The sequence below is a fragment of the Pseudomonas oryzicola genome (genome assembly GCF_014269185.2).
GTDB classification, from domain to species: Bacteria; Pseudomonadota; Gammaproteobacteria; order Pseudomonadales; family Pseudomonadaceae; genus Aquipseudomonas; species Aquipseudomonas oryzicola.
Genome location: NZ_JABWRZ020000001.1, coordinates 3,108,719 through 3,123,634, shown reverse-complemented (window position 1 = coordinate 3,123,634; position 14,916 = coordinate 3,108,719). Strand labels below are relative to the sequence as shown.

The following is a 14,916-nucleotide window of genomic DNA, read 5'->3' as shown; positions in this document are numbered from 1 at the left end:
AAACGGCGAAGGCCTTGGCTCCTGTGGCCCGCAGGGCTGGATACGGCAGCAGAACGAGGAGCCTGGCCGGCTTGTCGTGGCCTTAGTTTTTTCCTTTGCAAAGCCACGAAAAAAGGTGGTTTCGCCTGCCGCAAGGTTCGACCCAGAATGCCCTGAATCGCACAGCACAACAGGAACCATGACATGACTTTCTCCATCATCGGCCGTTGTCAGGAAACTGGGCAGGTCGGTATCGCCATCAGCTCGTCGAGCATCGCGGTGGGCGCCCGCTGCCCGTGGGTGAGGGCGGGCGTCGGCGCGGTGGCCACGCAGAACATCACCTTGCCAGCGCTGGGGCCGCAGATTCTCGATGCCCTGGAACAGCAGCAGTTGCCGCCCGCGGCGGCGCTGGACCGGGTGCTGAGCGCCAATGGCTGGAGCGAGTACCGCCAGGTCACGGTGATCGACAGCCACGGCCAGGTCGCGCTGTTCACCGGCAAGGAAGCCCTGGGCACGCATCACGCCGTGGCCGGTGAGCAATGTGCGGCAGCGGGCAACCTGCTGGCTTCGCCCCAGGTGATCGAGGCGATGGTGCAGGCATTCGAGCAGGCTGGAGGGCACCTGGCCGACCGTCTGCTGGCGGCCATGCAGGCGGCGATAGCTGCTGGCGGTGAGGCCGGGCCGGTGCACTCGGCGGCGTTGAAGATTGCCGGCGAACTGACCTGGCCGTTGGTGGACTTGCGGGTGGATTGGGCCGACACCGATCCGATCGGCGTGCTCGACGGCCTGTGGCAGGCGTACCGACCGCAGATGCAGGACTACGTCACCCGTGCGCTCAACCCGACTGCCGCGCCAAGTTACGGGGTACCGGGCGATGAGTGAAAACGCCAGCCGCGCGCTGCTGGCCCGGTTGATCGGCTTTGCCACGGTCAGCCGGGATTCCAACCTGGCGCTGATCGGTTTCATCCGCGATTACCTGGCCGGGTTGGGAGTGGAAAGCGAACTGTTTCATAACCCGGAAGGCACCAAGGCCAACCTGTTCGCCACCATCGGGCCAAGGGATGTTGGCGGTATCGTGCTGTCCGGGCATACCGATGTGGTACCGGTCGACGGCCAGGCCTGGACGGTTGAACCGTTTGCCCTGAGCGAACGCGACGGCCGCTTGTATGGCCGCGGCACGGCCGACATGAAGGGCTTCATCGCCTCGGTACTGGCAGCTGTGCCTGCGTTTGCTGCGCAGCCGTTGCGCCTGCCGGTGCACTTGGCGTTTTCCTACGACGAGGAAGTTGGCTGCCTGGGGGTGCGCTCGCTGTTGGCTGCCCTCGAACAACGCCCGCACAAGCCTCGGCTGTGCCTGATAGGCGAGCCCACCGAACTCAAGCCGGTGCTCGGGCACAAGGGCAAGCTGGCGATGCGCTGCCAGGTGCAGGGTGCGGCCTGTCATTCGGCCTATGCGCCGTACGGGGTGAACGCCATCGAGTATGCGGCGAAGCTGATCGGCAAGCTCGGTGAGATTGGTGAGGCCCTGGCCTTGCCGGAGTACCACGACGAGCGTTTCGATCCACCGTTCTCCACGGTGCAGGCCGGTGTGATCAGGGGCGGCAGGGCGCTGAACATCGTCCCGGCAGAATGCGAGTTCGATTTCGAAGTACGCACATTACCGGGGTTTGCAGCACAGGCGGTGGCCGACCAGTTGCAAACCTATGCCGAGGCCGAGTTGCTACCGCGGATGCGCAAGGTCAATGCCGCCAGCGCCATACGCTTGCAACCGTTGAGCGCCTATCCGGGGCTGGCCACGCCGGCAGACAGCGAAGCGGCGCGCCTGGTGGCGTTGCTGAGCGGCTCGGAGGAATTCGCTACGGTGGCGTTTGGCACCGAAGGCGGGTTGTTCGACCAGGCGGGTATCCCGACGGTGGTGTGTGGGCCGGGAAGCATGGACCAAGGGCACAAGCCGGATGAGTTTGTCAGCGTCGAGCAGTTGCGGGGCTGTGATGCCATGCTGTCGAGACTGGTGGACTACCTCAGGCAGGCCTGAGGCGGTTGCCCACGAAAGGGCCGCATCGCGGCCCCTTGCGTTTCAGAAGGTTGCCTTGACCTGCAGGCCAAGTACCAGCGCGTTGTCGATGGCCTGCCCGGAGAACGCCCCCGGCTCGATGATGTATTGCATGTCCGGGCGCAGGTTCAGCCAGGGCGTGGCCTGGTAGCCATAGCTCAGCTCGATCAACTGCTCGGCGCTGTCGATATCGGGGAACGGCTGGCCAGCGTTGTACGCGGCATCTTCCAGGGCCTCGCGGCTACGCGGGTTGGGCACGGCGCGGCCATAGCCCAGTGCCACGGTATCCTTGGGGCGCCCCTCGAACGGCTTGTACAGTACCACGCCGGCACCATACCACCGGGTGAACGGCGAGGCGGCCTTGCTCGACGCCGAGTACTGGCCAAAAGCATGCAGGCTGCGGCCTGGCGAACCCTCATCGGCCCACAGTGCCTGGTCGACCAGCAGATAGTGGCCGCCACGACCTGACACCTCGTCACGGCTGCCGATGCGCTTCACATCAGAGCTGTCGTAGTAGTAGCCCAGCTTGTACTCGCCTGGCAGCTCGCCCTGCAGCTTGTACACCAGCTCGACCGGTACCACGGTGCCAGTCGTGTGCTTGGGCCCCAGGTGCCAGGCGCGGCTGGCGTTGCCGTTGCTCTCGGGATCGACGTTGAACGCCGCCACGCGCAGTTGCCAGGCCGGCGACAGGTCGTACTTCACCCGTACGCCCAGGCGGGCATTGGGGTAGTTGGTCCAGCCGCTGCCGCCCGACATGTTCAGCGGGTGACCGCAGAAACCGGCGTTCATGAAGTTGCACAGGATGCCACTGTCCAGGCCGCCGAGGTCGTTGCCCATGGCCATGTAGCCAAGCTTGACGTTGAGCGCCGGGGTGAACAGGGTACGCTCGTAGCTCAGTTCGGTCAGGCGGGTGTAGAGGCCACCGTAGTTTTCCTGGATCGGCAGGCGGTTGCCCACCAGGTCTTCCGAGGCGCTGTTGCCGCGGCGGTCGTTGATGGTCAGCTGGACCTTGCCGCCGTTGTCCAGGCCATACAGTTTCGACAGGTCGAACTGCACGCCCAGTTTCAGGTTTTGCGAATAGCGCGCCGAGCGGTGCAGACCGCCATGGGCGTTGTAGGCGGTTTCGCCGCTGTAGTCGCCGCTGAACTTGACGCCGTCTGCTTCCAGCTGATGGCGCAGGCCGCCCCAGTCGCCGGTAAGGGTGCTGCGGGTAGTCAGGTCGGCGTCGGCCAGGGCGGTGGTGCTGGCCAGGGCCAGCAGCAGGGTGGGGGTGATGCGGGTTACGCGGGGCATTACTGAATCTCGGTGTGTGTTGCAGGGGCGCGGGCAAGCCCGCTTTCCACGAGGGCCGGTAGCAACCCTGTGGTAGCGGGCGTGCCCGCGAAGCAGGCGACGCGGTCTTACGGCAGTGCGTAAGCCATCACGTAGTCGCCACGGTCAGTCGACTGGCGCGCGCCGCCAGCGGTAACCACCACGTATTGCTTACCGGTTTTCGGCGAGACATAGGTCATCGGGCCGCCCTGGCTGCCCACGGGCAGGCGTGCCTTCCAGATTTCGTTGCCATTGCTGCTGTCGTAGGCACGCAGGTAGAAGTCCTGGGTGCCGGCGATGAACACCAGGCCGCCTTGGGTCGACAGGGTGCCACCGAGGGTCGGCAGGCCGATCTTGATCGGCAGGTGCATGCGGATGCCCAGCGGGCCGGTGTCTTCAACGGTACCGACCGGCACCTGCCAGGCCACCTGGCGGGTTTTCATGTCGATGGCCGTCAGGGTGCCGAATGGCGGCGCCTGGCACGGGATGCCGGCCACCGACAGGAAGCGGTTCTTGTTTACCGCATACGGGGTGCCCTTGAGCGGTACAGCGCCCATGCCGGTGTTCAGTGACTCGCCCCCGGAGGCGGCACCGCCCTTGTTCTGCGACGGGATCATCTGAATCCACAGGCCCAGGCGCATGTCGTTGACGAAGATGAAACCATGCACCGGGTCGGTGGAAATGCTGCCCCAGTTCATGCCACCCAGAGAACCCGGGAAGCTCAGCGCCAGGTCGGTGCCCGGTGCGGTGTACAGGCCGTCATAGCGCATCTTCTTGAAGTCGATACGGCACAGCAGCTGGTCATACGGGGTAGCCCCCCACATGTCCGACTCGGTCAGGGTCTGCGCGCCGATCTGGGGCATGCCCACCGACTTGGGCTGGGTCGGGGAATAGGGTTCGTTGGGAATATTGCCGGGCTTGACCGGGACTTCGTCAACCTGGGTCAGCGGCTTGCCGGTGGCGCGGTCGAGCACATAGATCTGCCCGGCCTTGGTGCCGATCACCACCGCCGGTACCGACTGGCCGTCGTCCTTGGTGAAGTCGATCAGGCTCGGCTGCATCGGCAGGTCGAAGTCCCACAGGTCGTTGTGCACGGTCTGGAACACCCACTTCTGGTTGCCGGTGGTGGCGTCCAGGGCCAGCACCGAAGCGCCGTAGGTGTGATCCAGGCGGGTGCGTTCGACGCCGTAGAGATCGGTGGACGACGAGCCCATCGGCAGGAATACGGTGTTCATCGCCGGGTCATAGGACATCGGTGCCCAGCTGTTCGGGGTACTGCGCACGTAGGTGTTGTCGCCCTGTGGCGCCTGTCGGTCGTCCGGGTTGCCCGGGTCGAAGGCCCAGCGCATTTCGCCGGTGAACACGTCGAAACCACGGATCACGCCGCCAGGCATGTCGGTCTGCACGTTGTCGGCGACACGGCCACCGACTACCACCGTGGTACCGGCCATCAGCGGTGCGGAGGACAGCTGGTAGTAGGAGTCCGGGACATTGCCCAGGCCGGCCATCAGGTTGACCTGGCCGTTGTTGCCGAAGCCCTGGCAGAACTCGCCGGTGTCGGCGTCGACGGCAATCAGGCGCCCATCGATGGTGTTGGTCAGCAGGCGACGCTGGCAGTTGGCAGCGGCCGGCACGCTACCGATGGTGACCGGCGTGCTGTTCGGCTGGGTCGGCTGGACGATCGGCGCGCTGGCGTCGAAATAGGCCATGCCGCGGCAGCGCTGCCAGACCTTGGACTGGGCGTTGATCGCATTCTTCCACAGCTCTTTGCCGGAGTCGGCGTCGAGGGCGATCAGGTTGTTGTGCGGGGTGCAGATGAACACCTTGTTGCCGACCTGCAGCGGGGTCAGCTGGTCTTCGGCGCCGTTGCCGTCGCTGATGGCCACGTCACCGGTATGGTAGGTCCAGGCCACCTTGAGCTTGCTGACGTTGTCGCGGTTGATCTGGTCCAGCGCGGCGAAGCGGCTGCCGCCTTCGGTGTTGCCATAGTGGGCCCAGTCCTTCTGCTGCTTGCCGGCGTCGACCGGGGTGATGCCCGGGCCTTGGCCTGTGGGGGCGACGCTGGGGTGGGCAATGAACATGTTGCCGGCGGCGATCGCCAGCGCCACGGCCATGATCGCGGCCACGCCATGGGCACCACGGCCGGCGCTGGCGCCATTGGCACGCGCCAGCAGCGGGTAGACCAGCGCCACCACCAGGCCGATGGCGGCGAACATGAACAGGCGCGAGAACAGCGGCCAGAACACCAGGCCGGCGTCGGCCAGCGCCCAGATTGCAGTACCCACCAGGAATGCCGCGTACAGCCAGGCGCCAGCCTGCTTGCGACGCGCGATGAGTACGCCGGCAATGGCCATGGCCAGGCCGCCGATCAGGAAGTACCAGGAACCGCCCAGGCCGGCCAGCTTGACGCCGCCCGCAGCCAGGAGGAGGCCAAGCAGGGCGATGATCACGCCCAGGCCGACCAGGATCATGTTTGAGGCGCCGGAAGCGCGTGGAATTGCTTTCATGCCAGGGATCTCAGCAGGTGGAATGCGCGCAGTTTAAACGCTTAGCTTGCTAATTAACAAGTTGGTACATAATTTTGTGAGGCTGATTGTCGCAGGAGTGAACTCGCCGCTTTGTGACTAAAAGTATTGAACAGGTAGGCAAAATTGCAGGAAAGGACCTGTTCATACAGACCCGTGGCATGCAGCGGCTGGCATGGAAGGCTGCAAAAGTGCCAGGCTCTATGCCGGCCACGGGCTGCCACTGTTGTAGAACACGGCCAGCCAGATGGAGGCTGTGCCGGGGGCCGTCCATTCCACGCGGTGGCGGTAATGTGGCGGGATATCCAGGCAATCGCCCGGTACCAGCAGGCGGGTGTGGTCCTCATGTTCGAAGCGCAGGCCCGCAGCACCACTGAGCAGGACCACCCATTCGCCTTCAGCCTGGTCGTACCAGAACCCGGGCGGGCTGGCTTGGCCAGTGGAAACAATACGCTCCACGCGAAGGCCCGGGCGGCTGAGCAGCTCATCGATACGTTCAGCGCTGGTGATCGCGCAAGGGGGCAGGTCAGTCAGCAGGTTGTGCAGTGTCATGGAATGCCTCGCTTGAAGGGGACTGATTCCACTATGGACGCAATTTCCTGGTGCCGCGCTTCTTGACCCGCCCGGTTGTTTGTAAGAACTTTCCGAGATTTGGAAGACGGGCAGCAAATGGACAAACTCCTGGCGATGAAGATGTTCGTGGCCACCGTCGAGGCCCAGGGTTTTTCGGCTGCCGCGCGCAGGCTTGGGCTGGCGACTTCGTCGGTGACGCGCCTGGTCGATGCCCTGGAAACAGCGTTGGGTGCCACCTTGCTCAACCGCTCGACGCGCCAGGTCAGCCTGACCGAGGCTGGTGCCCGCTATTACGAGCGCGCCCGAGGCATTTTCGAGGCGCTGGACGAGGCCGATGCCAGCGTCGCCGACCGTGGCGAGGAGCCTGTCGGCGTGCTGCGCCTGTGCTTGCCGGTGGAATTCGGCAGGCGGGTCATCGCCCCGCACCTGGGGCCGTTCCTGGCGCAACACCCGGCACTGGAACTGGATATAGACCTCAGCGATCGCCTGGATGACCTGCTCGATGGCCGTTACGACCTGTCGATTCGCCTGGGCGACCCGTCGCCCAACGATGAGCTGGTGTGTCGCCAGCTTGGCCGCTTCGAGCGTTGGCTGGTGGCGAGCCCGGCCTACTTGGCCGGGCGTGATGCGCTGCAGCATCCACGGCAGCTGCTAGAGCACGCCTGCCTGCGCTTTCGCTATGGCCAGAAAGGCCGCCCCTGGCGCCTGACCCGGGCGCAAGAGAGCCTGGAGCTGGAGGTGAACGGGCCGTTGCGCAGCGCCAATGCCGACCTGTTGCGCGAGACCGCGTTGGCCGGCAGCGGCATTGCACTGCTGGCCGACTGGCTGGTGCGCGAGGATGTGGCAGCCGGGCGCTTGCAGCGGGTTTTTCCTGACTGGCGGGCCAGCCCTGGGGCGGCCAACGACAGCATCAACGCCCTGTACCTGCCCAACCACCGTGGCTCCAGGCGGGTGAACGCGTTCATTCACTTTTGCGAAGGTTTGCTGGCACAGCGCGCGTAGCGTTGCGCTACACGCAAAAGCCCGTTGCGCCAGCGCCGGATTCCCGGTGGCGACGCCGCTGGGTAAGGTGACCGGCATCTTCCATCCGTTGCCGAGGAACCTCGCATGAATCCCTCCCTTGCCGCCACGCAGCCAGCAGCCTCCGGTCTGAGCCGGGCCCTGGTCGCACTGCTGGCGTTCTGCTGCGGCGCGATTGTCGCCAACATCTACTATGCCCAGCCCATCGTCGGGCTGATTGCCCCCGACCTTGGGTTGTCCACCGAGCACGCCAGCCTGATCGTCTCGCTCACCCAGCTGGGCTATGCCTTGGGCCTGTTGTTGCTGGTGCCGCTGGCTGACCTGCTGGAAAACCGCCGGTTGATGGTGGCCACTGCAGTACTGGCCGGGGTCAGCCTGCTGCTCGCGGGAACCAGCCGCAGTGGCCAGGGCCAGTTGTTCCTGGGCTATGCGCTGCTGATCGGCTTCAGCTCGGTGGCGGTGCAGATGCTCATCCCGCTGGCAGCGCACCTGGCGCCGGAGCAGCAGCGTGGACGCGTGGTCGGCAACATCATGGGCGGCCTGCTGCTGGGCATCCTGCTGGCGCGGCCGTTGTCGAGCCTGGTGGCCGACCACTTTGGCTGGCGCACGGTGTTCGTCGGCGCTGCCGGGGTAATGCTGGCGATCATCCTGTTGCTGGCGTTGACCTTGCCGCAGCGCCGCCCCGAGCACAAGGCCAGCTATGCCGGGTTGATGCTGTCGCTGCTGACGCTGCTGCGCCGTTACCCCTTGCTGCGCCAGCGCTCGCTGTACCAGGCGTTGATGTTCGCGGCGTTCAGCCTGTACTGGACCGCAGTGCCGATGGCCTTGGCCGGTGAGCATGGCTTGTCGCAGAGCCAGATTGCCGTATTCGCTCTGGTCGGTGCGGTGGGTGCCGTTGCCGCCCCGCTGGCCGGCCGCCTGGCCGATGCCGGCCACGCCCGGGCTGGCTCGCTGCTGGCGCTGCTGCTGGCACCGGCGGCCCTGTTGCTGGGGCTGACGGCGCCGGGCTACAGCGTGATTGGCCTGGGGCTTACCGGTGTGCTGCTGGATTTCGCCGTGCAGATGAACATGGTGATTGGCCAGCGCGAGGTGTACGCACTGGACCCGGCCAGCCGCGGGCGGCTGAACGCGGTGTACATGACCAGCATCTTCCTTGGCGGGGCGCTCGGCTCGGCGGTTGCCAGTGCGGTGTTCAGCCAGTTCGGCTGGCAGGGTGTGGCGTGGGTGGGGGCTGGGTTGCCGGGTGTAGCCTTGGTCATTTTCCTGGCCAAGGTGCGCCGGGGCTGAAGGGAAACGCGCGCTGCTGTGCAGTGGCTGGTTATCGCCCCAGCGGCAGCGCCACACCGATCAAGGCGAACAGGCTGGCGCAGCAGCGGTTGAAGCCTTTGCCGCCCTTGGCTAACCAAGGCTGGAGGCGAAACGCCAGGCGCGCCAACAGGTATTCGACCAGAAACTCGACACTGGCAAAGGTCGCCGCCATGACCACGAACTGCAACAGCAGCCCACGCTGCGGGTCGATGAACTGCGGCAGGAATGCGCCATAGAACAACAGCACCTTGGGGTTGGCCAGCGCCGACAACAGGCCCTGGCGGAACAGGTCGACATTGCCCGGTCGCGCGCTTTGCGCGGTCAACTCAAGGTGCAGGCCGGGGCTGCGCCACAGCTGGATCCCCAGCCAGATCAGATAGGCACCTCCCACCCACTTGAGCACGCTCAGTACCGAGGCCGAGGCCTGCAGCAATGCGCTGAGGCCGAACATGGCCAGGGCGATCAGGGCGCTGAAGCCGAACACCCCGCCGAAGATGGTGAACAACGTCCGCCGCGCCCCATATCGGGCGCCGTGGCTCAGGGCCAGCAGGCTGTTGGGGCCCGGGGTCAGCGACAGGCCGATGCTGGCCAGCAGGTAGATCAGCCAGGTGTCGAGTGCCATGGCGGGAAGTGCCTCATCGAGGAGAAGGCTTCAGTCTATGGTCTGCATCTCGCTCGGGCAGGGTATGATCTGGACATTCCATGGTTGTTTCTGGACGCGATGCCATGTCACCCGACATCCGCTTGCTGATCTTGCCGTTACCGGATTTCGCCTTGCTGCCGTTCGGCGCCTTTCTCGACAAGTTGCGCTTCAGCACCGATGACGAGGATTACAGCCAGCAGCGCTACTGCAGCTGGACCGTGGCAGGGCTCACCCTTGACCCGGTGCGCTCAAGCAGTGGTGCGGTGGTGCAGGTCGAGGCCCTGGTCAGTCAGCTTGACCTGGCCAGGTTCGATTACCTGGTGATATTCGGTGGGCGCAATGCCATGGCCACTGCCGCATTGGCGCCGCACTACAAGGCGCTGCTCAGGCAAGCAAGCAAAGCCGGCGTCAAGTTGCTGGGGGTGGACAATGGCGTCTTCCTGCTGGCTGCATGTGGCTTGCTGCAGGGACACAAGGTGGTGGTGCACTGGCGGCATGAAGCCGAGTTTCGCGCAGCCTTCCCACACTTGCAGGTGCTGCCCGAGCAGCTGTATTGCATCGACGGCGGCCGCATCACCTGCGCCGGTGGTACTGCTGTCATCGACCTGGCCGTCGCGCTGTTGTCGGGCGCCTGTGGGCGCACCCGGGCGCTCAAGGGCCTGGCCGACATGCTGGTGGATGATCCGCGTGACAGCCACCATGCCTTGCGCTCGCTGGCGCTGGGGCCGGGGCAGGGGCGGCAGGTGCAGCGGGCACAAGCGTTGATGCGTCATCACCTGGGCAAGCCGTTGGCGGTAGAGCGCCTGGCTGCGGAGCTGGGCCTCAGCCGCCGCCAGCTGGACCGGCAGTTCCACGCCAGCCATGGCATGAGCGCGAAAGCCTGGTGGCTGGAAATGCGCTTGCAGCAGGCGCGCTGGCGCTTGCTCAATTCCAGCCACAGCCTGGCGCAGATTGCCGACGAAGTGGGCCTGGGCGACGCCAGTTACCTGAGCAAGTGCGTGCGTCGGCGGTTCGCTTGTACCGCCCTTGAATTGCGCGCAGGTGCCCGCGAAGCAGGTGGCGCGTTGGATGGCACCGGCCTTGCCGGTGATCGCGGCTGAAGCCGCTACTGGAATAGCGCCAATTGCAGGAGCGGATTTATCCGCGAAGCAGGCGACGCGGAGAATGGCACTGGCTCTGCCGGCATTCGCAACCATGGAGGGATACAACGATGTGAGCTGAGCCCCTCATGCCGAACGGCTGAAACCAGGCTATCTCCGCCTGACTCATTGCGGGGCCCCGAACACTCCCGTCCAGTAGATGCCCGCATCGCTCTTCGGGTCCACCGCGTAGGCAGCCCCCAGTTCGCGGAAGTCCGGGTTCATCAGTGTGGCGCAGTGCCCCGGGCTATCCAGCCAGCCATCGACCACCTTGTGCGCAGTGTCACGCCCTGCAGCGATGTTTTCACCGATCTGTCGGTACAGGTAGCCGGCCAGTTCGGCCCGGTCACCGGGGGTACGGCCATCCTTGTCGATATGGTCGAAGAAATTCTGGTTGGCCATGGCCCGGGTGTGGTTGGCGGCGACGCCAGCCAGCACGCCGCTCCAGCTCAGCGCAGGGGCTGCGGCAAAGGGCTGGCCACCGCACTGGCGCGGCACTTTGCGCGCAGCATTGATTTCCTGCAGCACTTTTTGCCCTTCGGCCTGCCAGTCGCCCAGGCGGCCACTGAGCAGCGGCCGGGCCAGCACGATCCGCCATTCGCGGCCTTCCTGGCTGACGCCGATGTCGACGAACTGCGGGTCGAGCACCACCTGGCAGAAGCTCTCTTCGATGGCGTGCATGGCGGCGCGTGCATCGCGCGGCCCCGACAGGCTGATGGCCTGCACGTTGACCATGGGGTAAGCGGCGCGGGTCATCGCCTGCTGCAGGTCGCGGGTTCCTTCTGGTGACAGCGCCAGGCGCGTATCGCTGTTGAGCGGCGGCAGCTCCAGCGACGCTTCGCCACCGCAGGGCTGGGCCTTGCTGCGGTAGATATTGATCGAATCGATCAGTTGCGCCTCTTCGCCGGTAGCAGCCAGCACCCCGGTCGAGACGACCAGGACCAGCGACAAGGCGGCAACGGATGACAGGACGCGCATGTGGATCTCCCTATGACTGGCAGCGTCGTGGTTTGCGCTGCTCATCCTACACAAGCCCGGGGCTTTTGGCCCGGGATCGTGCAAAGCAATGAAAACGCCGGCAATCATTGCTGGCGGCAAAAGAGGGAGTAGACCGGCCGCCGGCGAAAAAGTGCGATCAGGCGCCTCATTACCCGTGGCCGGCCTGGGCGGGTTTCAGCGGGCCAGTGCCGGGTTTGGCTTGTAGAAGAGAAAATGCCGGGTTTGGGCTGTCTTGCGATAGGCTTTGGCCCAGTCCGGGCGGACGTTGCGATCGTGAAAGTACAACGCCCCGCCGGTGGTGTCTTTCAATTGCTGGTTGAGCGCCTTGCGTGCGATCTCCTTGGCAATGCCATAGCGCTGCGGTTCCTCGACCTGGTCAGGGCGCCCGTCGCACCACCAGGAGAACTGGCAGGCCTTGCTCTCGACACCTTGTTTGACCACGCCGCAGATGGTGTCCGGGAAGCCCTCGCTGCCGAGCCGATTGAGTACTACGCTGGCCACCGCTGCCATGTCTTCGGCGTCGGCGCCCTTGGCCTCCCAGTAAACGGTCCGCGCCAGGCACGTGATGCTGTCGTCCAGTGCTGCCTGGCCCGCCGGGTCCACTGCCTGCGCTTCAGCCGGGGTGAGGGTTTCTGCCTTTTTCGGCGGTGGCGCGTCGTTCACCACCTTGTCCTCGAGCCGCGCGGCCTTGTCTTCGGCGATCGCCGCCTTGGCGGGGTCGGCCGCATCCAGTGGGCCTGAGAGCAGGGCCAGGCCGATCAGTATCCAGAACAGGCGCATGAGCGGGCTCCGAACCGTGAGCTGGTTCACAGTCTAGTCAAGCGCAAGCAGCAATACCAAGGGCAACGTTGCGGCGGCAGCCACGGTCTGGAGCGCGATGATGGCAGCCATCAGCGGCGCGTTGCCGCCCATTTGCCGGGCCATCACATAGGAAGAGGAAGCCGTGGGCAGTGCCTGGAACAGTACCGCCACCACCGCCGCCTGGCCACCCAGGCCGAGCAGGCGGCACAAGCCCCAGGTGGTCAGTGGCATGATCAGGAACTTGAACGCCGCTGCTGCCATCAACGGGCGCACCTGCTGGCCCAGGCTGGCGCCACCCAGGGCGGCCCCGACACACAGCAGGCCCAGTGGCAGGGCGGCCTGGCCCAAGGCCTTGACGGTGGGCTCGATACCCGCTGGCAAGCCCAGCCCGCTGGCGCGCAGCAGCAAGCCGCCAGCGCAACCGACGATCAACGGGTTGGCGAAGATGGCCCGCAGTACCGTGGCAAGTGAGCTATGGCGGGCGCTGAAACGGGCGAACACCAGCACGCAAAGCAGGTTGACCAAGGGCACGATGGCGGCGTTGGCCACCGCGGCCAGGGCGATACCGGCGCTGCCGTAGATACCCGCAGCCAGGGTAGCGCCGATGTAGTTGTTGAAGCGGATACCGCCCTGAAAGACTGAAGTGAAGTCGGCGCCATCGTGGTTCACTGCGCCCTGGTACAGCACCAGCAGTACGGCCCCAGCCAGGGTCGAGAGCATCAGCACGCCGACCATGCCCAGCACCGGTACGCCATCGAGGTTGGCGCTGGCCAGGCCGTGGAGAAACAATGAGGGCAACAGCACGTAGTAGCTCAGGCGCTCGGCGCCAGGCCAGAAGCTTTCTGCGAGCACGCCGCGCCGGCGCAGGAAAGTGCCCAGGGCAATCAGCAGGATGATCGGTAGCAGGGTGGTCAGCAGCAAGTGAAGCATGATCAGCGTTCCGTGGCCGGGTACGGGGCACAGACTACCGGGGGCGATCGGTCTGTAAAAACGTTGTTTTCTTCACTGACTGTTGAGCATAAATGCATGGTCGGGCAGACACGGGCTTTGTAGGAGCGGCGACTGCCATTTCAAGTTTCCAGCGCGGTCTTCAGCACTGCACTCAAATGCCGCCGTTGGCTTTTCTGATGCTCCAGCAAGACCACCCGCCGGGTCAGCTGGGGTTCGCCAAACGGCAGGCAGGTAGCCGCTGGCAGACGGGCGAGGTCTTCTTCAGCCATGGGAACGATTGCCACACCCAGGCCCATCACCGCCATGCGCGCCAGGGCTTCCTGGCTATCGAGTTCCATCTGTTCACTCACTTGCAGATGCTGTCGGCGCAGTTCCTGCTCGATCTGTCGGCCGGCCCAGGCACGCTTGTCGAAGCGCAGGAACGGCTGGCTGGCCAGCAACTGCGCCAGACTGTGCCCGGCCAGCTCGGGGCTGGCGATGGCCCAGAAGCGGTCTTCGAACAAGGGCGTGTAGTCCAGGCTCTGCGGGTAGGGGCTGACCGGTTCGGTGGTGATCGCTGCATCGAGCTCGCCATCTTCAACGCGTCGCGCCAGTTCAGCGGACATGCCGGATGCCACGCTGATGTGCAGTTGCGGGTGGTGCGCCTTCAGCCATACCAGCGCCTTGGGCAAGCGCCGCGCCAGCACCGTGTGGATCGCCCCCAGGCGCAGGCGACCGCGCAGGCTCGGCCCGTTGGCCAGGGCATCGGCCAGTTCGTCATAGCTAGCCAGGATGGTCTCGGCGCGGGCCACCGCCAACTGGCCGGCTTCGGTCAGCGACACCTGCCTGCGGCTGCGGTCGAACAAGGTCACTTGCAGTTCGTCTTCGAGGGTCTTGATGTGCAGGCTTACCGCCGAAGGTGTGAGGCTGAGCAGGTCGGCGGCACGGGCGAAGGTGCCGTGGCGGGCGATGGTCACCAGGGTGCGCAAGGCTTTGAGGGACATGCGGGTGAGGTCCGGTTTCAAGCTGACAGAGCTGCATTGTCAGGCCCGGCCCTATCGCCGGCAAGCAGCTCCCACAGGGAATGTGACACGCTCTCGAACCTTGTTCCCTATGCGCTCCTGCAAGGAATCGCCTTGTGCTGCGAAAGGCCGGCAGCGGCAATACTCCTCAGCGCCCACCACGCCCATAAGCCTGGCTGATCCGGTCGATCACCATGGCCAGGGCGACGATCGCCAGCCCGGCCTCGACGCCTTGGCCGACATTCAGGGTCTGGATCCCCGACAGCACGTCCTCGCCCAGCCCGCGGGCGCCAATCATCGAAGCCACCACCACCATCGACAGGGCCATCATCACCGACTGGTTGAGCCCGGCCATGATGCTCGGCAGCGCCAGCGGCAGGGCCCCAGGCCATGGGCGGCTTGCAGCAGCGAAGGGTCGATCTGGCTCAGGCCCAGTTCGGTCAGCCGCACCAGCGGTGGTAGGGCATAGATCAGCGTGGCGAACACGGCGGGCACCTTGCCAAGGCCGACCAGCAGTTGCAGCAACTGGTCCGAGACGCTGCGCAGGTGATCGCCGTAATGCAGCACCAGCCAGTCGACCAGGCGGTTGACGCTGTCGGCAAAGGAAAAATTG

The 14,916-nt window shown here is 65.3% G+C and carries 14 protein-coding genes and 1 pseudogene; 5 read left to right on the top strand and 10 right to left on the bottom strand.

All coding sequences use genetic code 11. The features are described 5' to 3' along the window. Positions 1-183 precede the first annotated feature (183 nt). Positions 184-861 (top strand): DUF1028 domain-containing protein, encoded by a 678-nt coding sequence (locus HU760_RS14370; protein WP_186676510.1) that lies wholly within the window; start codon positions 184-186, stop codon positions 859-861. After that, on the top strand, positions 854-2,014 hold the full coding sequence (gene argE, locus HU760_RS14365) for an acetylornithine deacetylase (RefSeq protein WP_186676513.1): 1,161 nt from the start codon (positions 854-856) through the stop codon (positions 2,012-2,014). The genes HU760_RS14370 and argE overlap by 8 nt, the downstream gene beginning before the upstream one ends. 42 nt (positions 2,015-2,056) lie before the next feature. Here argE and HU760_RS14360 read toward each other — a convergent pair whose 3' ends face one another. From HU760_RS14360 to HU760_RS14350, 3 genes are all read right to left on the bottom strand, one after another. Then, on the bottom strand, positions 2,057-3,325 hold the full coding sequence (locus HU760_RS14360) for a carbohydrate porin (RefSeq protein ID WP_186676515.1): 1,269 nt from the start codon (positions 3,323-3,325) through the stop codon (positions 2,057-2,059). A 107-nt stretch (positions 3,326-3,432) separates the two neighbouring features. After that, positions 3,433-5,850 carry a glucose/quinate/shikimate family membrane-bound PQQ-dependent dehydrogenase gene (locus HU760_RS14355; RefSeq protein WP_186676519.1) on the bottom strand — a complete coding sequence of 806 codons (2,418 nt, stop codon included), beginning with the start codon at positions 5,848-5,850 and terminating at the stop codon, positions 3,433-3,435. 219 nt (positions 5,851-6,069) lie between these two features. Continuing rightward, positions 6,070-6,420 (bottom strand): cupin domain-containing protein, encoded by a 351-nt coding sequence (locus HU760_RS14350; RefSeq protein ID WP_186676521.1) that lies wholly within the window; start codon positions 6,418-6,420, stop codon positions 6,070-6,072. 117 nt (positions 6,421-6,537) lie between these two features. Here HU760_RS14350 and HU760_RS14345 point away from each other — a divergent pair, with 117 nt between their 5' ends. Both HU760_RS14345 and HU760_RS14340 read left to right on the top strand, forming a co-directional pair. Next, a complete protein-coding gene (locus HU760_RS14345) occupies positions 6,538-7,443 on the top strand; it encodes a LysR family transcriptional regulator (RefSeq protein ID WP_186676523.1) in 906 nt (301 codons plus the stop codon). Between the two features lie 105 nt (positions 7,444-7,548). Further along, a complete protein-coding gene (locus HU760_RS14340; protein ID WP_186676525.1) occupies positions 7,549-8,748 on the top strand; it encodes an MFS transporter in 1,200 nt (399 codons plus the stop codon). A 31-nt stretch (positions 8,749-8,779) separates the two neighbouring features. Here the strand turns inward: HU760_RS14340 and HU760_RS14335 are convergent, their stop codons facing one another. Beyond that, positions 8,780-9,391 (bottom strand): LysE family translocator, encoded by a 612-nt coding sequence (locus HU760_RS14335; RefSeq protein WP_186676539.1) that lies wholly within the window; start codon positions 9,389-9,391, stop codon positions 8,780-8,782. Between the two features lie 104 nt (positions 9,392-9,495). Between HU760_RS14335 and HU760_RS14330 the strand changes: the two genes are divergently transcribed. Beyond that, positions 9,496-10,512 (top strand): GlxA family transcriptional regulator, encoded by a 1,017-nt coding sequence (locus HU760_RS14330; protein WP_186676542.1) that lies wholly within the window; start codon positions 9,496-9,498, stop codon positions 10,510-10,512. Between the two features lie 165 nt (positions 10,513-10,677). Here HU760_RS14330 and HU760_RS14325 read toward each other — a convergent pair whose 3' ends face one another. The 6 genes and pseudogenes from HU760_RS14325 to HU760_RS24735 all read right to left on the bottom strand — a co-directional run bounded on the left by HU760_RS14325 (position 10,678) and on the right by HU760_RS24735 (position 14,870). Further along, on the bottom strand, positions 10,678-11,529 hold the full coding sequence (locus tag HU760_RS14325; protein WP_186676545.1) for a CAP domain-containing protein: 852 nt from the start codon (positions 11,527-11,529) through the stop codon (positions 10,678-10,680). A gap of 195 nt (positions 11,530-11,724) precedes the next feature. Continuing rightward, entirely contained in the window at positions 11,725-12,330 is a 606-nt protein-coding gene (locus HU760_RS14320) for a cell wall hydrolase (protein WP_186676547.1), read from the bottom strand. Positions 12,331-12,363: 33 nt separating this feature from the next. Then, a complete protein-coding gene (locus HU760_RS14315) occupies positions 12,364-13,281 on the bottom strand; it encodes an AEC family transporter (protein ID WP_186676549.1) in 918 nt (305 codons plus the stop codon). Between the two features lie 140 nt (positions 13,282-13,421). Beyond that, positions 13,422-14,285, bottom strand: a complete 864-nt coding sequence (locus HU760_RS14310; protein WP_186676552.1) for a LysR family transcriptional regulator — start codon at positions 14,283-14,285, stop codon at positions 13,422-13,424. Between the two features lie 166 nt (positions 14,286-14,451). Then, positions 14,452-14,682 (bottom strand): annotated as a pseudogene (locus HU760_RS24740) (proline/glycine betaine ABC transporter permease); the annotation flags it as partial. Next, positions 14,634-14,870 (bottom strand): hypothetical protein, encoded by a 237-nt coding sequence (locus HU760_RS24735; RefSeq protein WP_437179861.1) that lies wholly within the window; start codon positions 14,868-14,870, stop codon positions 14,634-14,636. The gene HU760_RS24735 and the pseudogene HU760_RS24740, both read right to left, overlap by 49 nt. Between the last annotated feature and the right edge of the window lie 46 nt (positions 14,871-14,916).

Excerpts from the sequence above, each read along its gene's own strand:
- HU760_RS14360 (WP_186676515.1), bottom strand. The coding sequence starts at position 3,325 with ATGCCCCGCGTAACCCGCATCACCCCCACCCTGCTGCTGGCCCTGGCC.
- HU760_RS14315 (WP_186676549.1), bottom strand. The coding sequence starts at position 13,281 with ATGCTTCACTTGCTGCTGACCACCCTGCTACCGATCATCCTGCTGATT.
- HU760_RS14370 (WP_186676510.1), top strand. The coding sequence starts at position 184 with ATGACTTTCTCCATCATCGGCCGTTGTCAGGAAACTGGGCAGGTCGGT.
- HU760_RS14325 (WP_186676545.1), bottom strand. The coding sequence starts at position 11,529 with ATGCGCGTCCTGTCATCCGTTGCCGCCTTGTCGCTGGTCCTGGTCGTC.
- HU760_RS14350 (WP_186676521.1), bottom strand. The coding sequence starts at position 6,420 with ATGACACTGCACAACCTGCTGACTGACCTGCCCCCTTGCGCGATCACC.
- HU760_RS14345 (WP_186676523.1), top strand. The coding sequence starts at position 6,538 with ATGGACAAACTCCTGGCGATGAAGATGTTCGTGGCCACCGTCGAGGCC.
- HU760_RS14310 (WP_186676552.1), bottom strand. The coding sequence starts at position 14,285 with ATGTCCCTCAAAGCCTTGCGCACCCTGGTGACCATCGCCCGCCACGGC.
- HU760_RS14355 (WP_186676519.1), bottom strand. The coding sequence starts at position 5,850 with ATGAAAGCAATTCCACGCGCTTCCGGCGCCTCAAACATGATCCTGGTC.
- HU760_RS14320 (WP_186676547.1), bottom strand. The coding sequence starts at position 12,330 with ATGCGCCTGTTCTGGATACTGATCGGCCTGGCCCTGCTCTCAGGCCCA.
- HU760_RS14340 (WP_186676525.1), top strand. The coding sequence starts at position 7,549 with ATGAATCCCTCCCTTGCCGCCACGCAGCCAGCAGCCTCCGGTCTGAGC.
- argE (WP_186676513.1), top strand. The coding sequence starts at position 854 with ATGAGTGAAAACGCCAGCCGCGCGCTGCTGGCCCGGTTGATCGGCTTT.
- HU760_RS14330 (WP_186676542.1), top strand. The coding sequence starts at position 9,496 with ATGTCACCCGACATCCGCTTGCTGATCTTGCCGTTACCGGATTTCGCC.
- HU760_RS14335 (WP_186676539.1), bottom strand. The coding sequence starts at position 9,391 with ATGGCACTCGACACCTGGCTGATCTACCTGCTGGCCAGCATCGGCCTG.